The 17,524-nt window shown below is 35.7% G+C and carries 13 protein-coding genes and 1 pseudogene; 9 read left to right on the top strand and 5 right to left on the bottom strand.

All coding sequences use genetic code 11. The features are described from left to right. The first annotated feature begins 4 nt into the window (after positions 1 to 4). Entirely contained in the window at positions 5 to 2,185 is a 2,181-nt protein-coding gene (locus EHV10_RS14350; protein WP_128675240.1) for an alpha-galactosidase, read from the top strand. 196 nt (positions 2,186 to 2,381) lie between these two features. Here the strand turns inward: EHV10_RS14350 and EHV10_RS15075 are convergent, their stop codons facing one another. Further along, the gene (locus EHV10_RS15075) at positions 2,382 to 2,624 is read right to left on the bottom strand and encodes a hypothetical protein (protein ID WP_243116156.1); all 243 of its coding nucleotides are present in this window, start codon (positions 2,622 to 2,624) and stop codon (positions 2,382 to 2,384) included. A gap of 4 nt (positions 2,625 to 2,628) precedes the next feature. On the opposite strand from EHV10_RS15075, the gene EHV10_RS14340 reads away from it, so the two are divergent. The 4 genes from EHV10_RS14340 (at position 2,629) to EHV10_RS14325 (ending at position 11,398) form a co-directional block, all read left to right on the top strand. Next, positions 2,629 to 3,069, top strand: coding sequence for a helix-turn-helix transcriptional regulator (locus EHV10_RS14340; RefSeq protein ID WP_243116155.1), 441 nt, complete (start codon positions 2,629 to 2,631; stop codon positions 3,067 to 3,069). A 306-nt stretch (positions 3,070 to 3,375) separates the two neighbouring features. Further along, on the top strand, positions 3,376 to 5,955 hold the full coding sequence (xdh, locus tag EHV10_RS14335) for a selenium-dependent xanthine dehydrogenase (RefSeq protein ID WP_128675239.1): 2,580 nt from the start codon (positions 3,376 to 3,378) through the stop codon (positions 5,953 to 5,955). 159 nt (positions 5,956 to 6,114) lie between these two features. Beyond that, positions 6,115 to 8,451 carry an efflux RND transporter permease subunit gene (locus EHV10_RS14330; RefSeq protein ID WP_128675238.1) on the top strand — a complete coding sequence of 779 codons (2,337 nt, stop codon included), beginning with the start codon at positions 6,115 to 6,117 and terminating at the stop codon, positions 8,449 to 8,451. Next, the gene (locus EHV10_RS14325; RefSeq protein ID WP_128675237.1) at positions 8,417 to 11,398 is read left to right on the top strand and encodes a coiled-coil domain-containing protein; all 2,982 of its coding nucleotides are present in this window, start codon (positions 8,417 to 8,419) and stop codon (positions 11,396 to 11,398) included. The genes EHV10_RS14330 and EHV10_RS14325 overlap by 35 nt, the downstream gene beginning before the upstream one ends. Positions 11,399 to 11,515: 117 nt before the next feature. Here the strand turns inward: EHV10_RS14325 and EHV10_RS15465 are convergent, their stop codons facing one another. The 3 genes and pseudogenes from EHV10_RS15465 to EHV10_RS15460 form a co-directional block, all read right to left on the bottom strand. Further along, the gene (locus EHV10_RS15465) at positions 11,516 to 11,635 is read right to left on the bottom strand and encodes a hypothetical protein (protein WP_334295168.1); all 120 of its coding nucleotides are present in this window, start codon (positions 11,633 to 11,635) and stop codon (positions 11,516 to 11,518) included. Between the two features lie 78 nt (positions 11,636 to 11,713). Next, positions 11,714 to 12,145 (bottom strand): hypothetical protein, encoded by a 432-nt coding sequence (locus EHV10_RS15070; RefSeq protein ID WP_243116157.1) that lies wholly within the window; start codon positions 12,143 to 12,145, stop codon positions 11,714 to 11,716. Between the two features lie 965 nt (positions 12,146 to 13,110). Beyond that, positions 13,111 to 13,212 (bottom strand): annotated as a pseudogene (locus EHV10_RS15460) (transposase); the annotation flags it as partial. A gap of 106 nt (positions 13,213 to 13,318) precedes the next feature. Here EHV10_RS15460 and EHV10_RS14310 point away from each other — a divergent pair. Genes EHV10_RS14310 through proC form a run of 3 tightly spaced genes read left to right on the top strand, consistent with a single transcriptional unit; the run spans position 13,319 to position 15,676 of the window. After that, entirely contained in the window at positions 13,319 to 13,969 is a 651-nt protein-coding gene (locus EHV10_RS14310) for an SGNH/GDSL hydrolase family protein (protein WP_128675236.1), read from the top strand. Between the two features lies 1 nt (position 13,970). Next, positions 13,971 to 14,882 carry a LysR family transcriptional regulator gene (locus EHV10_RS14305; RefSeq protein WP_128675235.1) on the top strand — a complete coding sequence of 304 codons (912 nt, stop codon included), beginning with the start codon at positions 13,971 to 13,973 and terminating at the stop codon, positions 14,880 to 14,882. 8 nt (positions 14,883 to 14,890) lie between these two features. Next, positions 14,891 to 15,676, top strand: coding sequence for a pyrroline-5-carboxylate reductase (gene proC / locus EHV10_RS14300; RefSeq protein WP_128675234.1), 786 nt, complete (start codon positions 14,891 to 14,893; stop codon positions 15,674 to 15,676). 46 nt (positions 15,677 to 15,722) lie between these two features. Here the strand turns inward: proC and EHV10_RS14295 are convergent, their stop codons facing one another. Next, complete coding sequence (locus EHV10_RS14295) at positions 15,723 to 16,109, bottom strand: hypothetical protein (protein WP_128675233.1); 387 nt, start codon at positions 16,107 to 16,109, stop codon at positions 15,723 to 15,725. 248 nt (positions 16,110 to 16,357) lie between these two features. On the opposite strand from EHV10_RS14295, the gene EHV10_RS14290 reads away from it, so the two are divergent. Next, positions 16,358 to 17,521, top strand: coding sequence for an NAD(P)H-hydrate epimerase (locus tag EHV10_RS14290; protein ID WP_128675232.1), 1,164 nt, complete (start codon positions 16,358 to 16,360; stop codon positions 17,519 to 17,521). Positions 17,522 to 17,524 lie beyond the last annotated feature (3 nt).

Below are 17,524 nucleotides of genomic sequence, written 5' to 3'. Positions count from 1 at the left end.
TATTATGTCTATTAAATTAAACGGTAATTTAATTACTCTTTCAACAAAGAATACATCATATCAGATGAAGTTTGATGATTTAGGTTATCTCTTCCATACATGGTATGGTGAAAGAATAGAAGACAGTGACGATATGTCCTATAGAATCAGCAGTATAGACAGAGGTTTTAGCGGAAATCCGTATGAAACACCGGATAGAAGCTATTCTTTGGATGTATATCCACAGGAATATCCTACTTTTGGAAACGGAGATTACAGAGTCGACTGCATTCAGGTAATAAATCCTGACGGTACAAATGTAGTGGAATTAAAATATGACTCATGTGAAATCAAAAAGGGAAAATATGATTTGCAAGGACTTCCGGCTTTTTTCTGGAATGAAGAAGAGGGTGAGAGTCTTAAAGTAAACCTTATAGATAAGGTAAGCGGAGTAAGAGTAGAGCTTTTATATGGTGTACTGGAAAAATATGATATTATCACAAGAGCTGTAAGAATAGTAAATACATCAGTAAATGAACTCAAAATAGAAAAGGCACTTTCAGCATGTATAGATATGGTGGACGGTGACTTTGATCTTATACATTTCCATGGAAAGCATGCTATGGAAAGAGAGTTTGAGAGAAGCCCTTTGGCTCATGGAAAGCTTGTACTTGAAAGTAAGCGCGGCACATCAAGTCACCAGCAAAATCCTTTTGCAATTCTTGCAAAAAAGGATGCTACAGAAACTTTCGGTGAATGTGTGGGTGTTGCATTTGTATATAGCGGTTCATTTGTAATCGAGGCTGAAATAGATCAGGTAAATCAGACAAGGCTTGTTGTAGGACTTCATCCTGAGCAGTTTGAATATATTTTGAATGCAGGTGAAGAACTTGTGCTTCCTGAGGTTGCATTTACATATTCAAATGCAGGATTTGAGAAAATGACACATTCATTCCACGATGCTGTAAGACAAAATTTGCAGCAGGGTGAGTTTGTACATAAGCACAGGCCGATACTTATAAATAACTGGGAAGCTACATATTTTGACTTTAATGCAGATAAAATCTTTGATATCGCATCAAAGGCAAAGAGTCTTGGAATAGAGCTCTTGGTTATGGATGACGGATGGTTTGGTGAAAGATATGATGACTTTAGAGGGCTCGGTGACTGGTATGTAAACGAGGAGAAACTCGGTTCATCATTAAAGGAATTGGTTGACCGTATCAATGCAATTGATATGAAATTCGGTATCTGGTTTGAGCCTGAGATGATAAATGAGGATACAAGACTTTACAGAGAGCATCCGGATTTTATGATCAGAGTACCGAACAGAAAAGGAGTAAAGGGCAGAGAACAGTTTATTCTTGACTTTACCAGAAAAGACGTCAGAGATTATATTAAAGATATGATGGTAAAGATCCTTGATAATGCCAATATTGAGTATATCAAATGGGATATGAACAGAAGTTTGTCTGCGGTATATTCTGCTAATCTTTCAGCAAAGAGTATGGGAGAGTTCCACTACAGATATGTACTTGGACTTTATGAATTACTTGATGAACTTACAAAGAAGTATCCTAATATTTTGTTTGAAGGATGTTCAGGCGGTGGCGGAAGATATGATCTCGGTATGCTTTACTACCATCCTCAAATCTGGTTAAGTGATGATACCGATGCTATTGAAAGATTGAAAATACAGTACGGAAGTTCATTTGCATATCCTATTGGAAGTGCAGGTGCACATGTATCCGCATCACCTAATCATCAAACTACAAGGAAAACACCTTTTGAAACAAGAGCTACTGTAGCTATGGGAGGCACTTTCGGATATGAGCTTGATTTAAACAAGGTATCTGAAAAAGAGCAGGAGCAGGTGAAGTCTCAGGTTAAGGATTATCTGAAATATGATGAGATTATACATGAAGGCGATTACTATAGAATTACAAGTCCATATGATAAATCAAGAGTAACTGCTTGGGAGGTTCTTTCAAAGGATAAATCCTTCGGACTTTTAAGTGCGGTGGTACAAGCTGTAGAGGCAAATGAGTCAAATATTTATATTTATCCGAGAGGCCTTGAAGACAGTGCTTATTATGAGATAGCAGACGAGAAAAGAAGAGGAAAAGTTTGGATGAACGGAGGAGTGCTGATTCCAAGAATCAAGGAAGAGTACGAGTCATTCAGATTTGAAATAAAAAGAGTATAGTAATTAAAAAACAGTAAGCCAAATCGGTTTACTGTTTTTAGTATTAAACTTTAAGTTTTTCACTTAGCCATTTGCACAGATTATTATATCTGCTTTCAAGGTTTTCATGGTGTCCATAATTATCAAATACAGATGTAACACCCACAAGCTTTTCTTTGATTACACTGTGCAAATCTGTAGCAGTCTTCGGTGCATTTTATAAAATATTATTATGTTTATCCCCCTCAAGTTTCCCGTTTTGTAAATAAACGGAAGCTTTTTTATTTTTAAAATCGGTAGCTTTGCAGTAGTTTATAAAATCCGGATACCAGAATGAACCACAAAGTGAAAATACTATGCTCGGTATATCAATAGTTGAAAGAGAATATACTGCAGCCAGACCGCCAAGAGAATATCCGCCATAAACAATTCTTTCATAATCAATACTGTATTCCGACATGGTTTTGGGAAGAATAATTGATGTCGAAACTAAAAGCAGTGTGGAGAGGGCAAGTTTTGACGATCAGGTGCATAACAGTATTATTGCTCAACAACTTATTCTAAGTTCATTCGGCTATTCTATGATAAATCAGGAAATATTACAGCTGGAAAATGCCGTGGAATTTATGGAAAAATCCTATAATAAAAATTTGATGCTTGAAGATCCGGCCGATATTGCAGGTATGAACAAGGCTCATTTTTTATATACATTCAATAAGATTTACCGTATAAGACCTATATATTATCTTATAAGATTACGCCTAAGAAAGGCTGTAAATCTACTGTTATCGGGGGTATCCGTTACTGAAACGGCTATAAATGTGGGGTATCGTGACCCGCTTTATTTCAGTAGATTATATAAAAAATATTTTGGTATATCACCAAGTCAAACGTTAAGAAAATAAGGCAAAATGTTGCTTATTATCGAATACATAAATAAAAAGAAGTTTATTTATTCCAAAAATTATGCTATAATGTCAACAATACATTGTTGAAAAAAGTGAATAAGATTACGGGATATTTTCTTTAAGGAAGATATATCTAAAATTTTTTTTGGTAAAAATAACATTTATATCTTAAGTTCAAAATCTGAAATTAAATGTTATAAAGCCGAACGAAATTTGCAAAACAATCATATATGCCGCGATTTTAAAAAGATAAAATCAGCAACGTATTTAATGGCATATAAATACATCGTGGAGGGAATTTTGATGTACAGTTTTACAGTTAACGGTAAATTGGTTGAAACTGAAAAAGAAGTGTCACTTTTAAGATTTTTACGTGACGATTTAAAGCTCAAATCTATAAAAGACGGATGTAGTCAGGGAGCTTGCGGTACTTGTACTATTATAATTGACGGAAAAGCTACCAGAGCCTGTGTTATGACTACAAAAAGAGCACAGGGAATGAACATTGTTTCAGTTGAGGGATTAAGTGACTTTGAAAAAGAGGCATTTGTATATGCATTCGGATCAAAAGGTGCTGTACAGTGCGGATTCTGTATTCCGGGTATGGTAATGTCAGGTAAAGCTCTTATTGACAGAAATCCTAATCCTACAGAAGACGAAATTAAAGAGGCGATAAAGGGAAATATCTGTAGATGTACAGGATATAAGAAGATTATTGAGGGTATCGACCTTGCCGCTCAGATACTTAGAGGCGACAAGAAAATTGATGAAGAACTTGAAAAGGGTGATGACTTCGGTGTAGGATCAAATGCATTCAGAATTGATGTAAGAGAAAAGGTTCTCGGTATCGGTGAGTATGTTGATGACGTGGAACTTGAGAATATGCTCCATGCTTCAGCAGTCAGAACAAAGTATCCTAGAGCAAGAGTACTTGATATCGACGCTTCAGAGGCATTGGCGTTTGAAGGAGTTGTTGCGGTTTATATGGCTGAGGATGTTCCGAACAATAAGGTAGGACATATTCAGCAGGACTGGGATGTAATGATTGCAAAAGGCGATATCACAAGATGCATGGGTGATGCTATCTGTATCGTAGTTGCTGAAAGTGAAGAGATATTAAAAAAGGCTAAGGCTCTTGTTAAGGTTGAATATGAGGTTTTGGAGCCTGTAAGAAATATAGACGAAGCTAAGGCGGAGAACGCACCTAAGGTTCATCCTAACGGTAATCTATGTCAGTCAAGACATGTTAAAAGAGGTGATGCCAAGGAAGCGATTGCAAATTCAAAGTATACAATTACAGAGACTTTTGATACACCTTTCACAGAGCATGCATTCCTTGAGCCTGAGTGTGCAATAGCTCTTCCATATAAGGACGGTGTAAAGGTTTACTCTACAGACCAGAGTGTATTCGATACAAGAAAAGAGATAGCTATAATGTTCGGCTGGGATCCTGAGAAGGTTGTCGTTGAGAACAAGCTTGTAGGTGGCGGATTCGGAGGTAAAGAAGACGTTTCAGTTCAGCATATAGCGGCACTTTGTGCATATAAGCTTGGAAGAACTGTAAAGGCTAAGTTTACCAGAGACGAGTCACTCGCATTCCATCCGAAGCGTCATGCTATGCATGGTACATTTACTCTGGGATGTGATGAAAACGGTATATTTACCGGACTTGACTGTGATATCTATTTTGATACAGGAGCTTATGCATCTCTTTGCGGACCTGTACTTGAGCGTGCATGTACTCATGCTGTAGGACCTTATTGCTATCAGAATCATGACATTAGAGGATATGGATACTATACAAACAATCCTCCTGCAGGTGCGTTCAGAGGATTCGGAGTGTGCCAGAGTGAGTTTGCACTTGAGTCCGTTATAGATTTGCTTGCAGAAAAGGTTGGAATATCACCTTGGGAAATTAGATACAGAAATGCTATCGAGCCGGGCAAGGTATTGCCTAACGGACAGATTGCAGACTGTTCAACAGCTCTTAAAGAGACATTGGAAGCTGTAAAAGATGCTTATGAAGCGAACTATCCGAATGTAGGTTTGGCATGTGCTATGAAGAATGCCGGCGTAGGTGTAGGACTTCCTGATACAGGACGTGCAAAACTTGTTGTTAATGACGGTGTTATAGAGATATACTGCGGTGCTTCAGATATCGGTCAGGGTTGTGCAACAATATTTATACAGATGGCGGCGGAAACTTTGAACTTGCCTAAGTCTAAGTTTAAAAATATGGGATGTAACTCTGAATTTGACCCTGACTCAGGTACTACTTCAGGATCAAGACAGACTCTTATAAGCGGTGAGGCTATAAGAAGGGTTTCACTTGAACTTAAGAAAGATCTTGATGCTGTTGGCGGAGATTTAAATAAGCTTAACGGCAAGGACTACTATGCAGAATACTTTGAGCCTACAGATAAGCTTGGAGCAGACGTACCGTTCCCTAAATCTCATGTTGCATACGGATTTGCAACACATCTTGTTGTACTTGATGATGACGGTAAGGTTAAGAAGGTTTATGCGGCTCATGACTCAGGAAAGGTTGTAAACCCTATTTCCATCCAGGGTCAGATAGAGGGTGGAGTGCTTATGTCACTCGGATATGCACTTACTGAGGACTTTAAGTTACAGGATTGTGTACCTAAGTCAAAATTCGGTACACTTGGTCTTATGAGAGCTACAGATATACCTGAGATTGAGGCGATATATGTTGAGAAGGAAGAACTTCTTGGAGTGGCATACGGTTCAAAGGGTATCGGTGAGATTGCAACAATTCCTACCGCACCTGCAGTACAGAACGCGTACTACAAGAGAGACGGCAAATTAAGACCGAAATTACCGATGGATGACACATATTATACAAATAAAAAGAAAAAATAATAAAGAATAATTTTTGTTGGGATTCGATATGGATCCCAACTTTTTTGTTTAAAAAATAATAAACAGGTGTTGAAAAATGCTTTCGAATATACTATAATACCAGAATAATAGTCACATGTCTAAAAATATACATATATATAAAGAATAGGAGAGAGAAAGATGTTTGAAAAGATTGCTTCATTTATAGTGAATAAGAGAAAAGCTTTTCTTGTATTTTTTATTCTTGCCGCAGTATTCGGAGTGTTCAGTTCATCATGGGTGAAGGTCAGTGATAAATTATCGGATTATTTACCGGAATCCTCCGAGACAAAGCAGGGGCTTGATATTATGGATGAGAGCTTTACGACTTTCGGAACGGCAAAAGTAATGATTTATAATGTTGATTATGACAGAGCCCTTGAAGTATCAAAGGAAATTGAGGATATCAAGGGAGTTTCAAGAGTGGACTTTTATGATAAATCTGATAAGGATTATGAAAATAAGGATATAGAAGATTATTATAAAAATTTTTCCGCTCTGTATACAATAAGCTTTGACGATGTTGAAAGCTCAAAATTAGTTCAGGATGCAATAGTTAAGGTAAGGGATTTGGTTTCACCCTATGACAATGTTGTATATACAACCATTGATAAGGATGATGCCAAAGATTTGAACAAGGATATGAAGGTTATATTTGTCCTTGTAATAATCATAATAATTGCAGTATTATTGTTCACCTCACAAACATATATGGAAATACTGATTTTCATGCTTACATTCGGAATAGCGATAGTACTGAATATAGGTACAAATTTTATATTCGGAAGAATTTCGTTTGTAACAAAGGCTGTAGGTGTAGTATTGCAGTTGGCGCTTGCCATTGACTATGCAATAATACTTTTCCACAGATTTATGGAGGAAAGAAGGTATTATAAGCCGAAGCATGCTCTTATAAAAGCACTTGCAAAGGCTATACCTGAGATATCATCAAGTTCTCTTACCACTATGGCAGGTATGGTGGCACTGATGACAATGCAGTTTCAGATAGGTATGGACCTTGGAAGAGTTTTACTTAAGTCAATTATATTCAGTATGCTGGCAGTGTTTGCATTTATGCCTGCACTTATAATGATGTTTGAAAAACAGATTGAAAAATCAATGCATAAAAATTTTGTACCGAATATAGAAGTATTTGGAAGCGGAATTTTAAAGTTAAAAAGAATTATACTTCCTTTATTTATAGTTATTACAGTCGGTGGAGTTATACTTTCAAGTAAAACCGGATATATATTTGATGTAAATTCTATAGAGTCGGATAAGAAGACCGAATATCTTGAAGCGAAGGAAAAAATCGAGGAGCAGTTTGGAAGAAGCAATATAATGGCGATAGTTATTCCAAAGGAGGACTACTTGCGAGAGGCGGCATTGCTTAAAGAGGTTTCAAATATTCAGGGAGTAAAGAGTGTTACAGGACTTGCAAATATTGAAGTAGGTAATAACGGCGAATATGTACTTACAGACAGTTTGAATCCAAGGGAACTGGCTGAGGTTGCAGATGTGGATGTGGATCTTGTAAAGGCGGCATACAGATTCTATGCATTAAAGAATGAGCAGTATGGTGCATTTATGAAGAGTATTGACAGCTATAGAATACCTATAATAAATATGGTGGACTTTTTATATGACCAAATTGAAGAAGGAGGTCTTGATATAGATGAGGATACTATCAGCGATATAGTAGATATACATAAGAGCATAACAGATGCAAGAAAACAGCTGGAAAGTGAGAAGTATTCAAGAATTTTACTTATATGGGATAAGCCTCTTGAAGGTGAAGATACCTTTACCAATATTGATAATGTGCAAGAAATAGCAAAGAAATATTATGATGAAGCATATGTGGTTGGTGACAGTTCAAGTGACTATGATATCAGCAAATCATTTGGAGGTGACAATTTAAGAATCAGTATTGTAACAGCACTTTTGGTTGGTGTTATATTACTTTTTACATTCCAAAATGCAGCATTGCCTTTTATATTGGTACTTACCATACAGGGAAGTATCTGGATAAACTTCAGTTTGCCGTATCTGACGGGTGAGAATATGTTCTTCTTAAGTTATTTGATAGTAAGTTCAATACAGATGGGAGCGACAATTGATTATGCAATTGTTATCACAAGCAGATATCTGGCTCTAAGAGAAGAGATTTCAGACAGAAAGAAAGTGATTTCAAGAACTTTAAATGAGGCCTTCCCTACAATAGTCACATCGGGAAGTATTATGGCGGCTTCAGGATTTGTAATAGGAAATATCACATCAAATCCGACCATTGCATCTCTTGGAAAAACTCTTGGAAAAGGAGTTGTTATTTCTATGATAATGGTAATGGTGGTGTTGCCTGTATTGCTTTATACTTTTGATTTCATTATTGACAAGACATCGTTTTCAAGAAAAATAAATGAGGAGGAGAATAAGAGAGAAGATGAAGAAGAAAATATCATTATTACTGAGTCTTAGTTTAATATTCGGAAATGCTTTACCGGTATATGCGACTGCAAATGTCGATATTAACTCTGTGCAAAATACACAGGATGTTATAAATATAAGCAGTGCCGATGAACTCATAAGTCTTTCAAAAGGTTCTACTGTTGAGAATTTTACATTAAATAAGACCTATGTTTTAACAAATGACATTGATCTGTCCGATAAGGATTTTAAGCCTGTTGCGATATTCTCCGGAACTCTTGACGGCAGCGGATATACAATAAAGGGACTTAATGTAAGTGAAAAAAGTACAGGTGCAGGTCTTATAAGTGTACTCGGAACAAAGGGAAGCGTTAAGAACCTTCATGTGGAAGGAAATATAAGTCCTGAGGGTGGAAAGACACTTGTAGGAGGAGTCGTAGGAACAAATAAAGGTGTTATAGAGAATGTAAGCTTTGCCGGATATGTAACAGCTTATAAAAGAGTAGGCGGTATAGCAGGTGTAAATGATGAAAGCGGATTTATAATCAACTCAAAAAATCATGCCGTGGTAGACGGAACAAAAATAGTCGGAGGTATCTGCGGATATAATAAGGGAAGTATTGTAGGTTCACAAAATCTTGGAAGAATTGCAGGTGATAATGAGAGTGTACTTCCTGATGATGATAAAATGAAAAGTGTACCAAGTATTAACGCTTTGAATACCGTTACGGATGATGTAAAGCAGGAGATGATAGGCGGAATTGCAGGAGTATCAAGCGGAATTATAAGAGATTGTACCAACAGTGAAAAGGTAGGATATTCTCATATAGGATATAAAGTCGGAGGTATAGTCGGTTTACAGACAGGAGCTTTAAATAATTGTATAAATGAAGCCTCAGTTTACGGCAGGAAGGATATAGGAGGTATAGCCGGATTATTAAAGCCTTATATAGAGATTTCATATGAAGGGGATACTATAGACAGTCTTGAAAGACAGACTGAAACTCTCTCAAAGTTATTGGATGCTTTTGAGGCCGAGGTGGATAAAAATGCAACCATATTGGAGAATAATGTAGACGGCATTGATTCCAAAAAAAATGAGCTTGAAGACAGTATAAACGAAAGAAAAAATTTCCATACTGAAGAGGCGGATAAATTTGATGACGGGTTGAAAGAAAAAAGAGACGATATAAAGGGTATAACCGGTAATATAAACTCCGATGTTTCAGATATAGGAGATAATGTTGGAGATTTAAGGCATGGAGAAAGTTATAAGGATATCATAAATGACAGAAATACCAAACTTCAAAATCTTATTGCGGGTATAAAAAATATCAATGAGATATCTAAAAGAATGAAAAGTGATATTGAAGATAAAAAAGAAAGTGCCGACAATATTGCAGATGATTTTCAGGCAATTACTCATGAAATTGACGATTTGTATTCAAAATCAAATGAGCTGCTTGACTATCTGGATGATGAGAAAAGTGATTTAAGACAGAATCTTGATAATTCCTATGACACTGTAAGCGGGAAAAAGGATGAGCTTGAAGCTGAGATAAATAAAGCCAGGCAGGACTTAAGAAGCAGCAGACAGGATATAAAGGGGAGTGTTGACGGAGTAAAGAATGAAATTGACAATATAAGAGGCACTATTCAAAATGGAGGAGACAGGCTAAAAGAAAAAATTGATGACGGAAAAATTTATTTTGACGTATCTGTGAATCCACCTAAGGAATATGCATACGGTAGACTGGAAAACTCCGTAAACAGAGCAATTATAAACGGTGACATAAATACTGCAGGAATTGTAGGTAGAGTCGGCATAGATCCGGAGGATGGCATTATTACGGAAACAGATATTAAAGATAATGTCGATAAAAGAGGAGAGACATCTCTTAATTTTTCAAATAATGTATATGCTCTGATACAGTCAAATACAAATGAAGGCGAAATAAATGTAAAAAATGACTATGCAGGAGGTATAGTGGCAAAAGCCGACTATGGGGCAGTAATTTCAAACAAAAACTTTGCTGATGTCAGTTCACAAAACGGATCTTATATAGGAGGAATTGCCGGTTACAGTAAGAACCTTATTAAAGATTCTTATATGCTTGGGGATGTAAAAGGAAGCGATTATATAGGAGGAATTGCCGGAATTGCAAAAGATTTGACAGGAAATACCGCAATGAGTACTGTAGTAAGTACCAACTCCGGAAGATTTGGAAGTATTGCCGGAGATGTTTTAAAAGACGCCTATGTAAATTCAAACAGATATGTTGATGAAGGCGTAGGAGCGATAAATGATATGACTTTAAATTCCGAAGCAGGTATTGTCTCATATGAGGAACTTTTGCAGGATAATAATACTCCTGAAGGATTTAAAACTTTAAGAGTAAATTACTTTGTGGGAGATGACATTATAAAGACAATAAATGTAGCTTATAATTCGTATGTCAGCGGTGCCGATATTCCGAAGGCTCCGGAGGTTGAGGGGTATAATACATACTGGGAGAATAAGGAATTAAATAATATAAAGAGGAATATAAACATATATTTGGTTGAAGAAAGATGGAATAAAAATATCTCTGCAAATACAAATATTAACGGTAAACCGGTTTTACTTGCAAGTGCATTATTCTATGAAGGGACAAGTATTCAAGTGGAAGAGATAGACGTACCAGATAAAGATGTGATTAGGGCATATAAATACAGTATAATACCTGAAGGAAGATATATGAATGAGGGTATTGAGCTTAGAGTTTTAAATGAAGACTGTAAGGCAAATGCTGTAGGAATAAAGACTGAAAACGGAATTATAATAGCAGATACAGTTAAAGTCGGATCTTATCTGAGCTTTAAAGTAGAAAGTCCACAAGGAGAAATTGTTCTGATTAGGACTGAGAGTATAAATAAATATATTATTATACTTTCTTTCATAGCGGCGGCTGCCGTAATAATTTCAGGATATCTTTATTATAAGAAGAAAAAGAAATAAATACTTTAAATACAATTGGGACTGTCGGGAAATAAGTAATTTTACTTCCCGCAGAGCGAAATAGAAATATCCTGACAAATACAAGGCGTTTTGGCTTTGTTACTTTGTCAGGATATTTTATTTTTCTATAATACTGTCTATTTTTGGGCATAACCCCCCCTTATCTGAAGAACGATAGTTAAAGCGTCGGAAATCTTCATTTTCTTTAATATCTCCAAAATGACCTTCTGTTTGAATAGAGCGTGTCTGTCGTTTTAAGATACCTTTTCACTCTGTATGTTAGTATGTGATGTCTCTCTAAGCTCTTCCCATACTTCATTGATCTTCATTACTTACATAACAATGTACAATAAAATAATTCTCTACTGCTATCTGCACATTGTATGTAGGCTTTAGCTGCCCATTCAGCATATGATCTTCCTTCATTCGCATAAAGGTTGCTTCCAAATCAGTTTTGGAATAGCTGTTTCTACCTTTCCCCATAATCTCAAAGTATTCTTTATAGTGCATTAATCGCTGTCCACAATGTTCAAGCTCTTTATAGAGTTGTTGAAGTTTTGGCTTTCTCCCTTGAGTAAGCCAGATAAAAGCAATATCTCTTTCACATAAATCCACAATACAATCGATAGTACGTATTCCTCGCATATTTGCATAAGTAATAACTGCATACATCAAGACCGGGTTGTACCCTGTTCTTCTCTTATCCGAACAATTGGCTAACAGTCCGGAAAAATCTAAATCCTCCATAACTTTTTTTAGGGTATAGACCGGATCGTCATCGGGTAAACTCAATTCATAGAAACTAGATTTTTTTTAAATTATATTAAAAAAATGAAATTAGATTGACATAAAAAACAGTCATGTATATAATTACAATATAAATATTTAAGAACGGAATAGAAAGTCCTTTGTATAGAAGATGTAAATAATTGTGAAATAATGGACAATACAAAGATTCAAAGTATATAATTGTATTCTATAGTTTGAAAAAACTATTAGAGAATATATTTTTTAGTTTTAACTGTTTTTTCATCAGTCTTGGGAAGGATAATATATGAAGAAGAGTTTTCTTATAGTGTTTGGGATGTTGTGGGTTGGTCATAAATGTTTAGATGTATAATAATTTTAATAATTTCATTTGTATTAGGCTTATATTTTTTATTTTGCAAAGATAATAATATATCCAGAGCCTTGGCAAATATGAAACCAGGATATTATAATTATAATAAGATTTCTAAACTACTATCTATCTACTTTTTTGGAATAGCTGCTTCAATGGCAGTATGTATAATAGGAATAATTGTTGATAGTTTATTTTTGGAAATATCAAGTTTTTTTCTTCTACTTGCTCTATATATATTTGTTTATATATATGAAGCAAATGATCATTTAAGATGATTTTTTGAAACATTATTTTTGTACAATGGTATATCAATGTTTTATATATAAGGGGCTGTCGGGAAATAAGTAATTTTACTTCCCGCAGAGCGAAATAGAAATATCCTGACAAATACAAGGCGTTTCGGCTTTGTGACTTTGTCAGGATATTTTGTTTTTCTATAATACTGTCTATTTTTGGGCATAAAACTCTCTTGGCTGAAATTTTGCTTTTGCATTTTTTACTATGCTGTTTTCTCCTGTGGTTTTCCTTCAAATTTTTTTAGTTTTGCGTAGAGAAAACGATGATATTTATTTATATTTCTTCCTATTGCAATAACTGCATACATCAAGACCGGGTTGTACCCTGTTCTTCCCTTATCCGAACAATTGGCTAACAGTCCGGAAAAATCTAAATCCTCCATAACTTTTTTTATGGCTGCCATTTTCCGACAGCCCCATTTTGATAAATTACCTGTATTGAAAAAGACTGTGAAGTTTTAGTATAATAAAAGAAAACTGTAATAATAGGTAGGAAAAAATATGAAAAAGAGAGTTGTTATTTACGGAGATTCAAATACATGGGGGTATGATGCTGTAACCGGAGGGAGATTTAATGAAGACATCAGATGGCCTATGGTAGCTGCCAAGCTCCTTGGAAGTGAATATAGAATATATGAAGAGGGGCTTTGCGGAAGAACCACCTGTCTTGACGATCCTTTTAATGAGGGACTTTCAGGGTTAACATATCTTTTACCATGCTTGCAAACACATTCACCACTTGATATGTTGGTTATAATGCTTGGAACAAATGATTGTAAAGAGAGATTTTCTTTGACAGCAGCCAATATTGCACTTGGAATGAGAAGACTTGTAAAAAAGGCTCTTGAGGCGGAAGTTTGGAGAGATAAGCCTAATATACTTGTAATAGCTCCGGGACCTATATTAAAGGAATGTGAGCTTTCAGATGTGGGTAAAAATATGGGTATATGCTCCGATAAGTCCTATGAAATTGCAAAAGAATATGAACTTATAGCAAAGGAACTTGGGGTGGGATTTTTTGATTCAGCTTCATGTGTTACTATGAATGATATTGACTTTATGCATTTAACGGAAGACTCACATAAGGCACTTGCAAATAGGGTGAGCGAAATTATAAAGAATACTTTGGAAAGTAAAGAATTGAAGGCATAGTATGACTTTAACTCAATTAAAATATGCTATAGAAGTAGCAAATGCAGGCTCTATAAATAAGGCCGCAGGAAATCTTTTTATTACACAGCCGAGTCTTTCGTCAGCAATAGCTGAACTGGAATCGGAAATAGGAATAAAACTGTTTTCAAGGAATAACAGAGGTATATTTCTTACACCGGAAGGCAGTGAATTTGTAGGATATGCAAGACAGGTAGTTGAGCAGTTTGATTTGATAGAGGCAAAATATATTTCAAGTACCAAGCTTAAAAAGAAATTCAGTGTATCAATGCAGCACTATACATTTGCAGTCAGTGCCTTTGTAAATCTGGTAAAGCAATTCGGTATGGACGAATATGAATTTGCAGTAAATGAGACAAAGACATTTGATGTTATTAATGATGTAAAGACATTTAAAAGTGAGATAGGAATACTTTATTTGAATGATTTTAATAAAAATATTCTGACCAAGCTTTTTAAGGAATCAAATCTTGTCTTTACTCCGCTGATGGAGTGTAGTATTTATGTTTATTTGTACAGAAATCATCCTTTGGCAAATAAAAGTAAGATAAAAATGGAAGAGCTTATGGATTATCCATGTCTTTCTTTTGAGCAGGGAGATTACAATTCGTTTTATTTTGCGGAAGAGGTTCTTTCAACCTATGAATACCATAAGCTGATAAAGGCTAATGACAGGGCAACTTTACTCAATCTTATGGTAGGTTTAAACGGATACACACTTTGCTCAGGTATCATATGTGAAGAGTTAAACGGTGATGAATATATGGCTGTAAAGCTTGATTCTGATGAAAAAATGACCATAGGTTATATTATGAGAAAAGATATTGCAATCAGTGAGCTTGGCAAAAAGTATCTGGAAGAGGTATCAAAGTTTAATGATAAGATATTGGAATAGGAGATAGAATGAAATTAGGTGTAATAGGCTTTGGAAATATGGGATCCGCCATTGCAAAAGGATTTGTTTCGAAAAAGGCGACGGATATCAAAGATATAGGTGTTTTTGATACATATGATAAAACAAGAGAGAGGGCAAAGACTGACGGATTTAAAGTATACAATGATGAGACGGATCTGGTAAAAAATTCCGATACCATACTTGTAGCAGTAAAGCCGATACATGCAAAATCTCTTTTTGAAAAGATAGCTGCAGAGCTTAATGATAAACTTATTATATCAATTGTTGCAGGTCTTGAGAGCGAGACTATAAAGTCATGGATAGGAAGAGATAAAAGAGTATTAAGAATAATGCCGAATACTCCCGCTATAGTAGGTGAGGGTGTATTTGCTCTTGACAGTGACAGCAATGCATATGATGAAGAAAAGAAAGCTATTGACGGCATGTTTTCGGCGATAGGTCTTGTGGAATGGGTGGAAGAGAGACTTTTTCCGGTCGTTACAGGACTTTCAGGAGGAGGCCCGGCATATGTTGCAATGTTTATAGAGGCATTGGCTGATGCAGGTGTACTTCATGGACTAAAAAGAGATGTGGCCATAAAGATGGCTGCAAAAACAGTACTTGGAAGTGCGGCACAATTACTTGAGACCGGTATACATCCGGCGGTACTAAAGGATATGGTGTGCTCACCTTCAGGTACTACTATAGAAGGTGTAAAAGCACTTGAGGATTACAGTTTTAGAGCAGGAGTGATAGAAGCAATCACTGCAGCCACATTAAAATCGAAGAAATAAAAAAAGAGTCAGCTACATTTTGTAGCTGACTTAAGATTATATAAGATTATTTCGCTACTGTAGCAGCATCTGCAGCAATAGAAGAAGCAGCGTCAGCAGCAGTTGATGCGATGTTGGCAGCATCTGAAGCTAAACCGTTTGCAGACTCCATAACATTTGCAACATCAGCGGCAGCGCTTGAAAGATCTCCACCTACTGACTCCATAGCAGAAGAAACTTCATTTGCAGCTGATTCTACAGCAGAAGAAGCATCAGCCTTACCTGCTTCAACACCTGAAGAAGCAGCGTCAGCAGCTGATTCCATAGCAGAAGAAACTTCTTCTTTAGCAGACTCAACAGCAGAAGAAGCATCAGCCTTTTGTGAGTTTGAACCACAAGCGGTGAAAGCAAGCATAGCTATTGCAGCGATTGAAAATAATTTTAATTTTAACATTTTAAATACCTCCCATAAACAGACTGAGCAATCAGTCTTAAGTTTGACAAGGAACGATTTTATACCTATTTATCAAGAATGTCAAATAAAATAGCATTTTATATCTAAAAAAAGAAAAATAGTTTCGAAAGATTGAATTAAAATTCTTAAACAAAATTTTTATGGCTTATTACGCCTGTACGTGTAGTAATAGTAATAAAGAAAAGATATGGCATGGAATAAAATCCATATTTTCGGATAGGAGAATAATGATTAGATTTGAGACAATAGATGAAAATACAAAAAATCTGGAAGAAATAAAACAACTTTACTTCGATGCTTTTCCTTTTGAAGAGAGGATACCTTTTTATATCATGGTATTAGTCGGAAATGACAGAGGCGTGGAATTTTTGTCAATTTATGATGACGATAAATGGCTTGGATTTATACATACATTGGTTGGTGATGAACTTTCATATATCTTTTATTTTGCAATAGAAAATTCTTTGAGACAGAGTGGATACGGAAGCAGAATACTGCATGAGTATAAGAAAATTCATCCAAGGCTTTCTCTGGCAATAGAGCCGATAGAGGAAAGCGATAATTTAAAGCAAAGAAAAAAGAGGCTTGAATTTTACAGAAAGAACGGCTTTGAAACTCTTGATACCAGAGTTGTAGAGATGGGAGTTGAATTAGAGCTGATGGGCGCCAAGGGCATGGAGATAAGGGAGAGCGATTACAAAAAACTTGTAAAAAAATTTTTTGATTCATTTGAGCAAAAACGAGTGCTGTCAGTAAAAGAAATGAGAGATGCCGACAGCTATACTATTGCAAATTTTGTAGACAGTAAGGAGTTAATGTACAGGGCCGGAGAGGCAATATTTTATGTGGGAGACTGGAATATAGGTGATAAAGTCCTTGTAGTTGCCGGAAGTGGAAATAATGCAGGTGACGGATATGTGGTTGCCGATTTGTTAAATACGGAAGAAATAGATGTAGAGATACTTTTGATAAAGGAAAAATTTTCAGAAGACGGGCAGTATTATTTTAATATTTGCAAACAAAACGGAATAAAATACAATATTTTAGATGACAGTATGGACTATCAGGCTTTACTTGATAAATTTAATTCATATGATTATATTCTCGATTGTATATATGGCACAGGTTTTAGCGGCGATGTAAAAGAACCGGTATATTCCCTTATAAAGGCTATAAATGATTCAAATGCAAGTGCGGTAAGTGCAGATATAAATTCGGGAATGAATGGCGATACCGGGGAGTCGGATATATGTGTGAATTCGGATATTACGGTAAGTATAGGCTTCTTGAAAAAAGGTCTTATTACAAAAGAGGCTTCAAAACATATAGCTGAGCTTGTAAACATGGATATAGGTATTGTAATTGAAAACAGCGATACTAAGACTGTCTGATGT

Source organism: Lachnoanaerobaculum gingivalis (assembly GCF_003862475.1).
Taxonomy (GTDB): domain Bacteria; phylum Bacillota; class Clostridia; order Lachnospirales; family Lachnospiraceae; genus Lachnoanaerobaculum; species Lachnoanaerobaculum gingivalis.
This window is presented reverse-complemented; position numbering and strand designations above follow the sequence as displayed.

What these genes read in the sequence shown, in the direction of transcription:
- EHV10_RS14325 (WP_128675237.1), top strand. Translation starts at nt 8,417, where the DNA reads ATGAAGAAGAAAATATCATTATTACTGAGTCTTAGTTTAATATTCGGA.
- EHV10_RS14305 (WP_128675235.1), top strand. Translation starts at nt 13,971, where the DNA reads ATGACTTTAACTCAATTAAAATATGCTATAGAAGTAGCAAATGCAGGC.
- EHV10_RS15070 (WP_243116157.1), bottom strand. Translation starts at nt 12,145, where the DNA reads ATGGAGGATTTAGATTTTTCCGGACTGTTAGCCAATTGTTCGGATAAG.
- EHV10_RS15075 (WP_243116156.1), bottom strand. Translation starts at nt 2,624, where the DNA reads ATGTCGGAATACAGTATTGATTATGAAAGAATTGTTTATGGCGGATAT.
- EHV10_RS14310 (WP_128675236.1), top strand. Translation starts at nt 13,319, where the DNA reads ATGAAAAAGAGAGTTGTTATTTACGGAGATTCAAATACATGGGGGTAT.
- EHV10_RS14350 (WP_128675240.1), top strand. Translation starts at nt 5, where the DNA reads ATGTCTATTAAATTAAACGGTAATTTAATTACTCTTTCAACAAAGAAT.
- EHV10_RS14330 (WP_128675238.1), top strand. Translation starts at nt 6,115, where the DNA reads ATGTTTGAAAAGATTGCTTCATTTATAGTGAATAAGAGAAAAGCTTTT.
- proC (WP_128675234.1), top strand. Translation starts at nt 14,891, where the DNA reads ATGAAATTAGGTGTAATAGGCTTTGGAAATATGGGATCCGCCATTGCA.
- xdh (WP_128675239.1), top strand. Translation starts at nt 3,376, where the DNA reads ATGTACAGTTTTACAGTTAACGGTAAATTGGTTGAAACTGAAAAAGAA.
- EHV10_RS14295 (WP_128675233.1), bottom strand. Translation starts at nt 16,109, where the DNA reads ATGTTAAAATTAAAATTATTTTCAATCGCTGCAATAGCTATGCTTGCT.
- EHV10_RS14290 (WP_128675232.1), top strand. Translation starts at nt 16,358, where the DNA reads ATGATTAGATTTGAGACAATAGATGAAAATACAAAAAATCTGGAAGAA.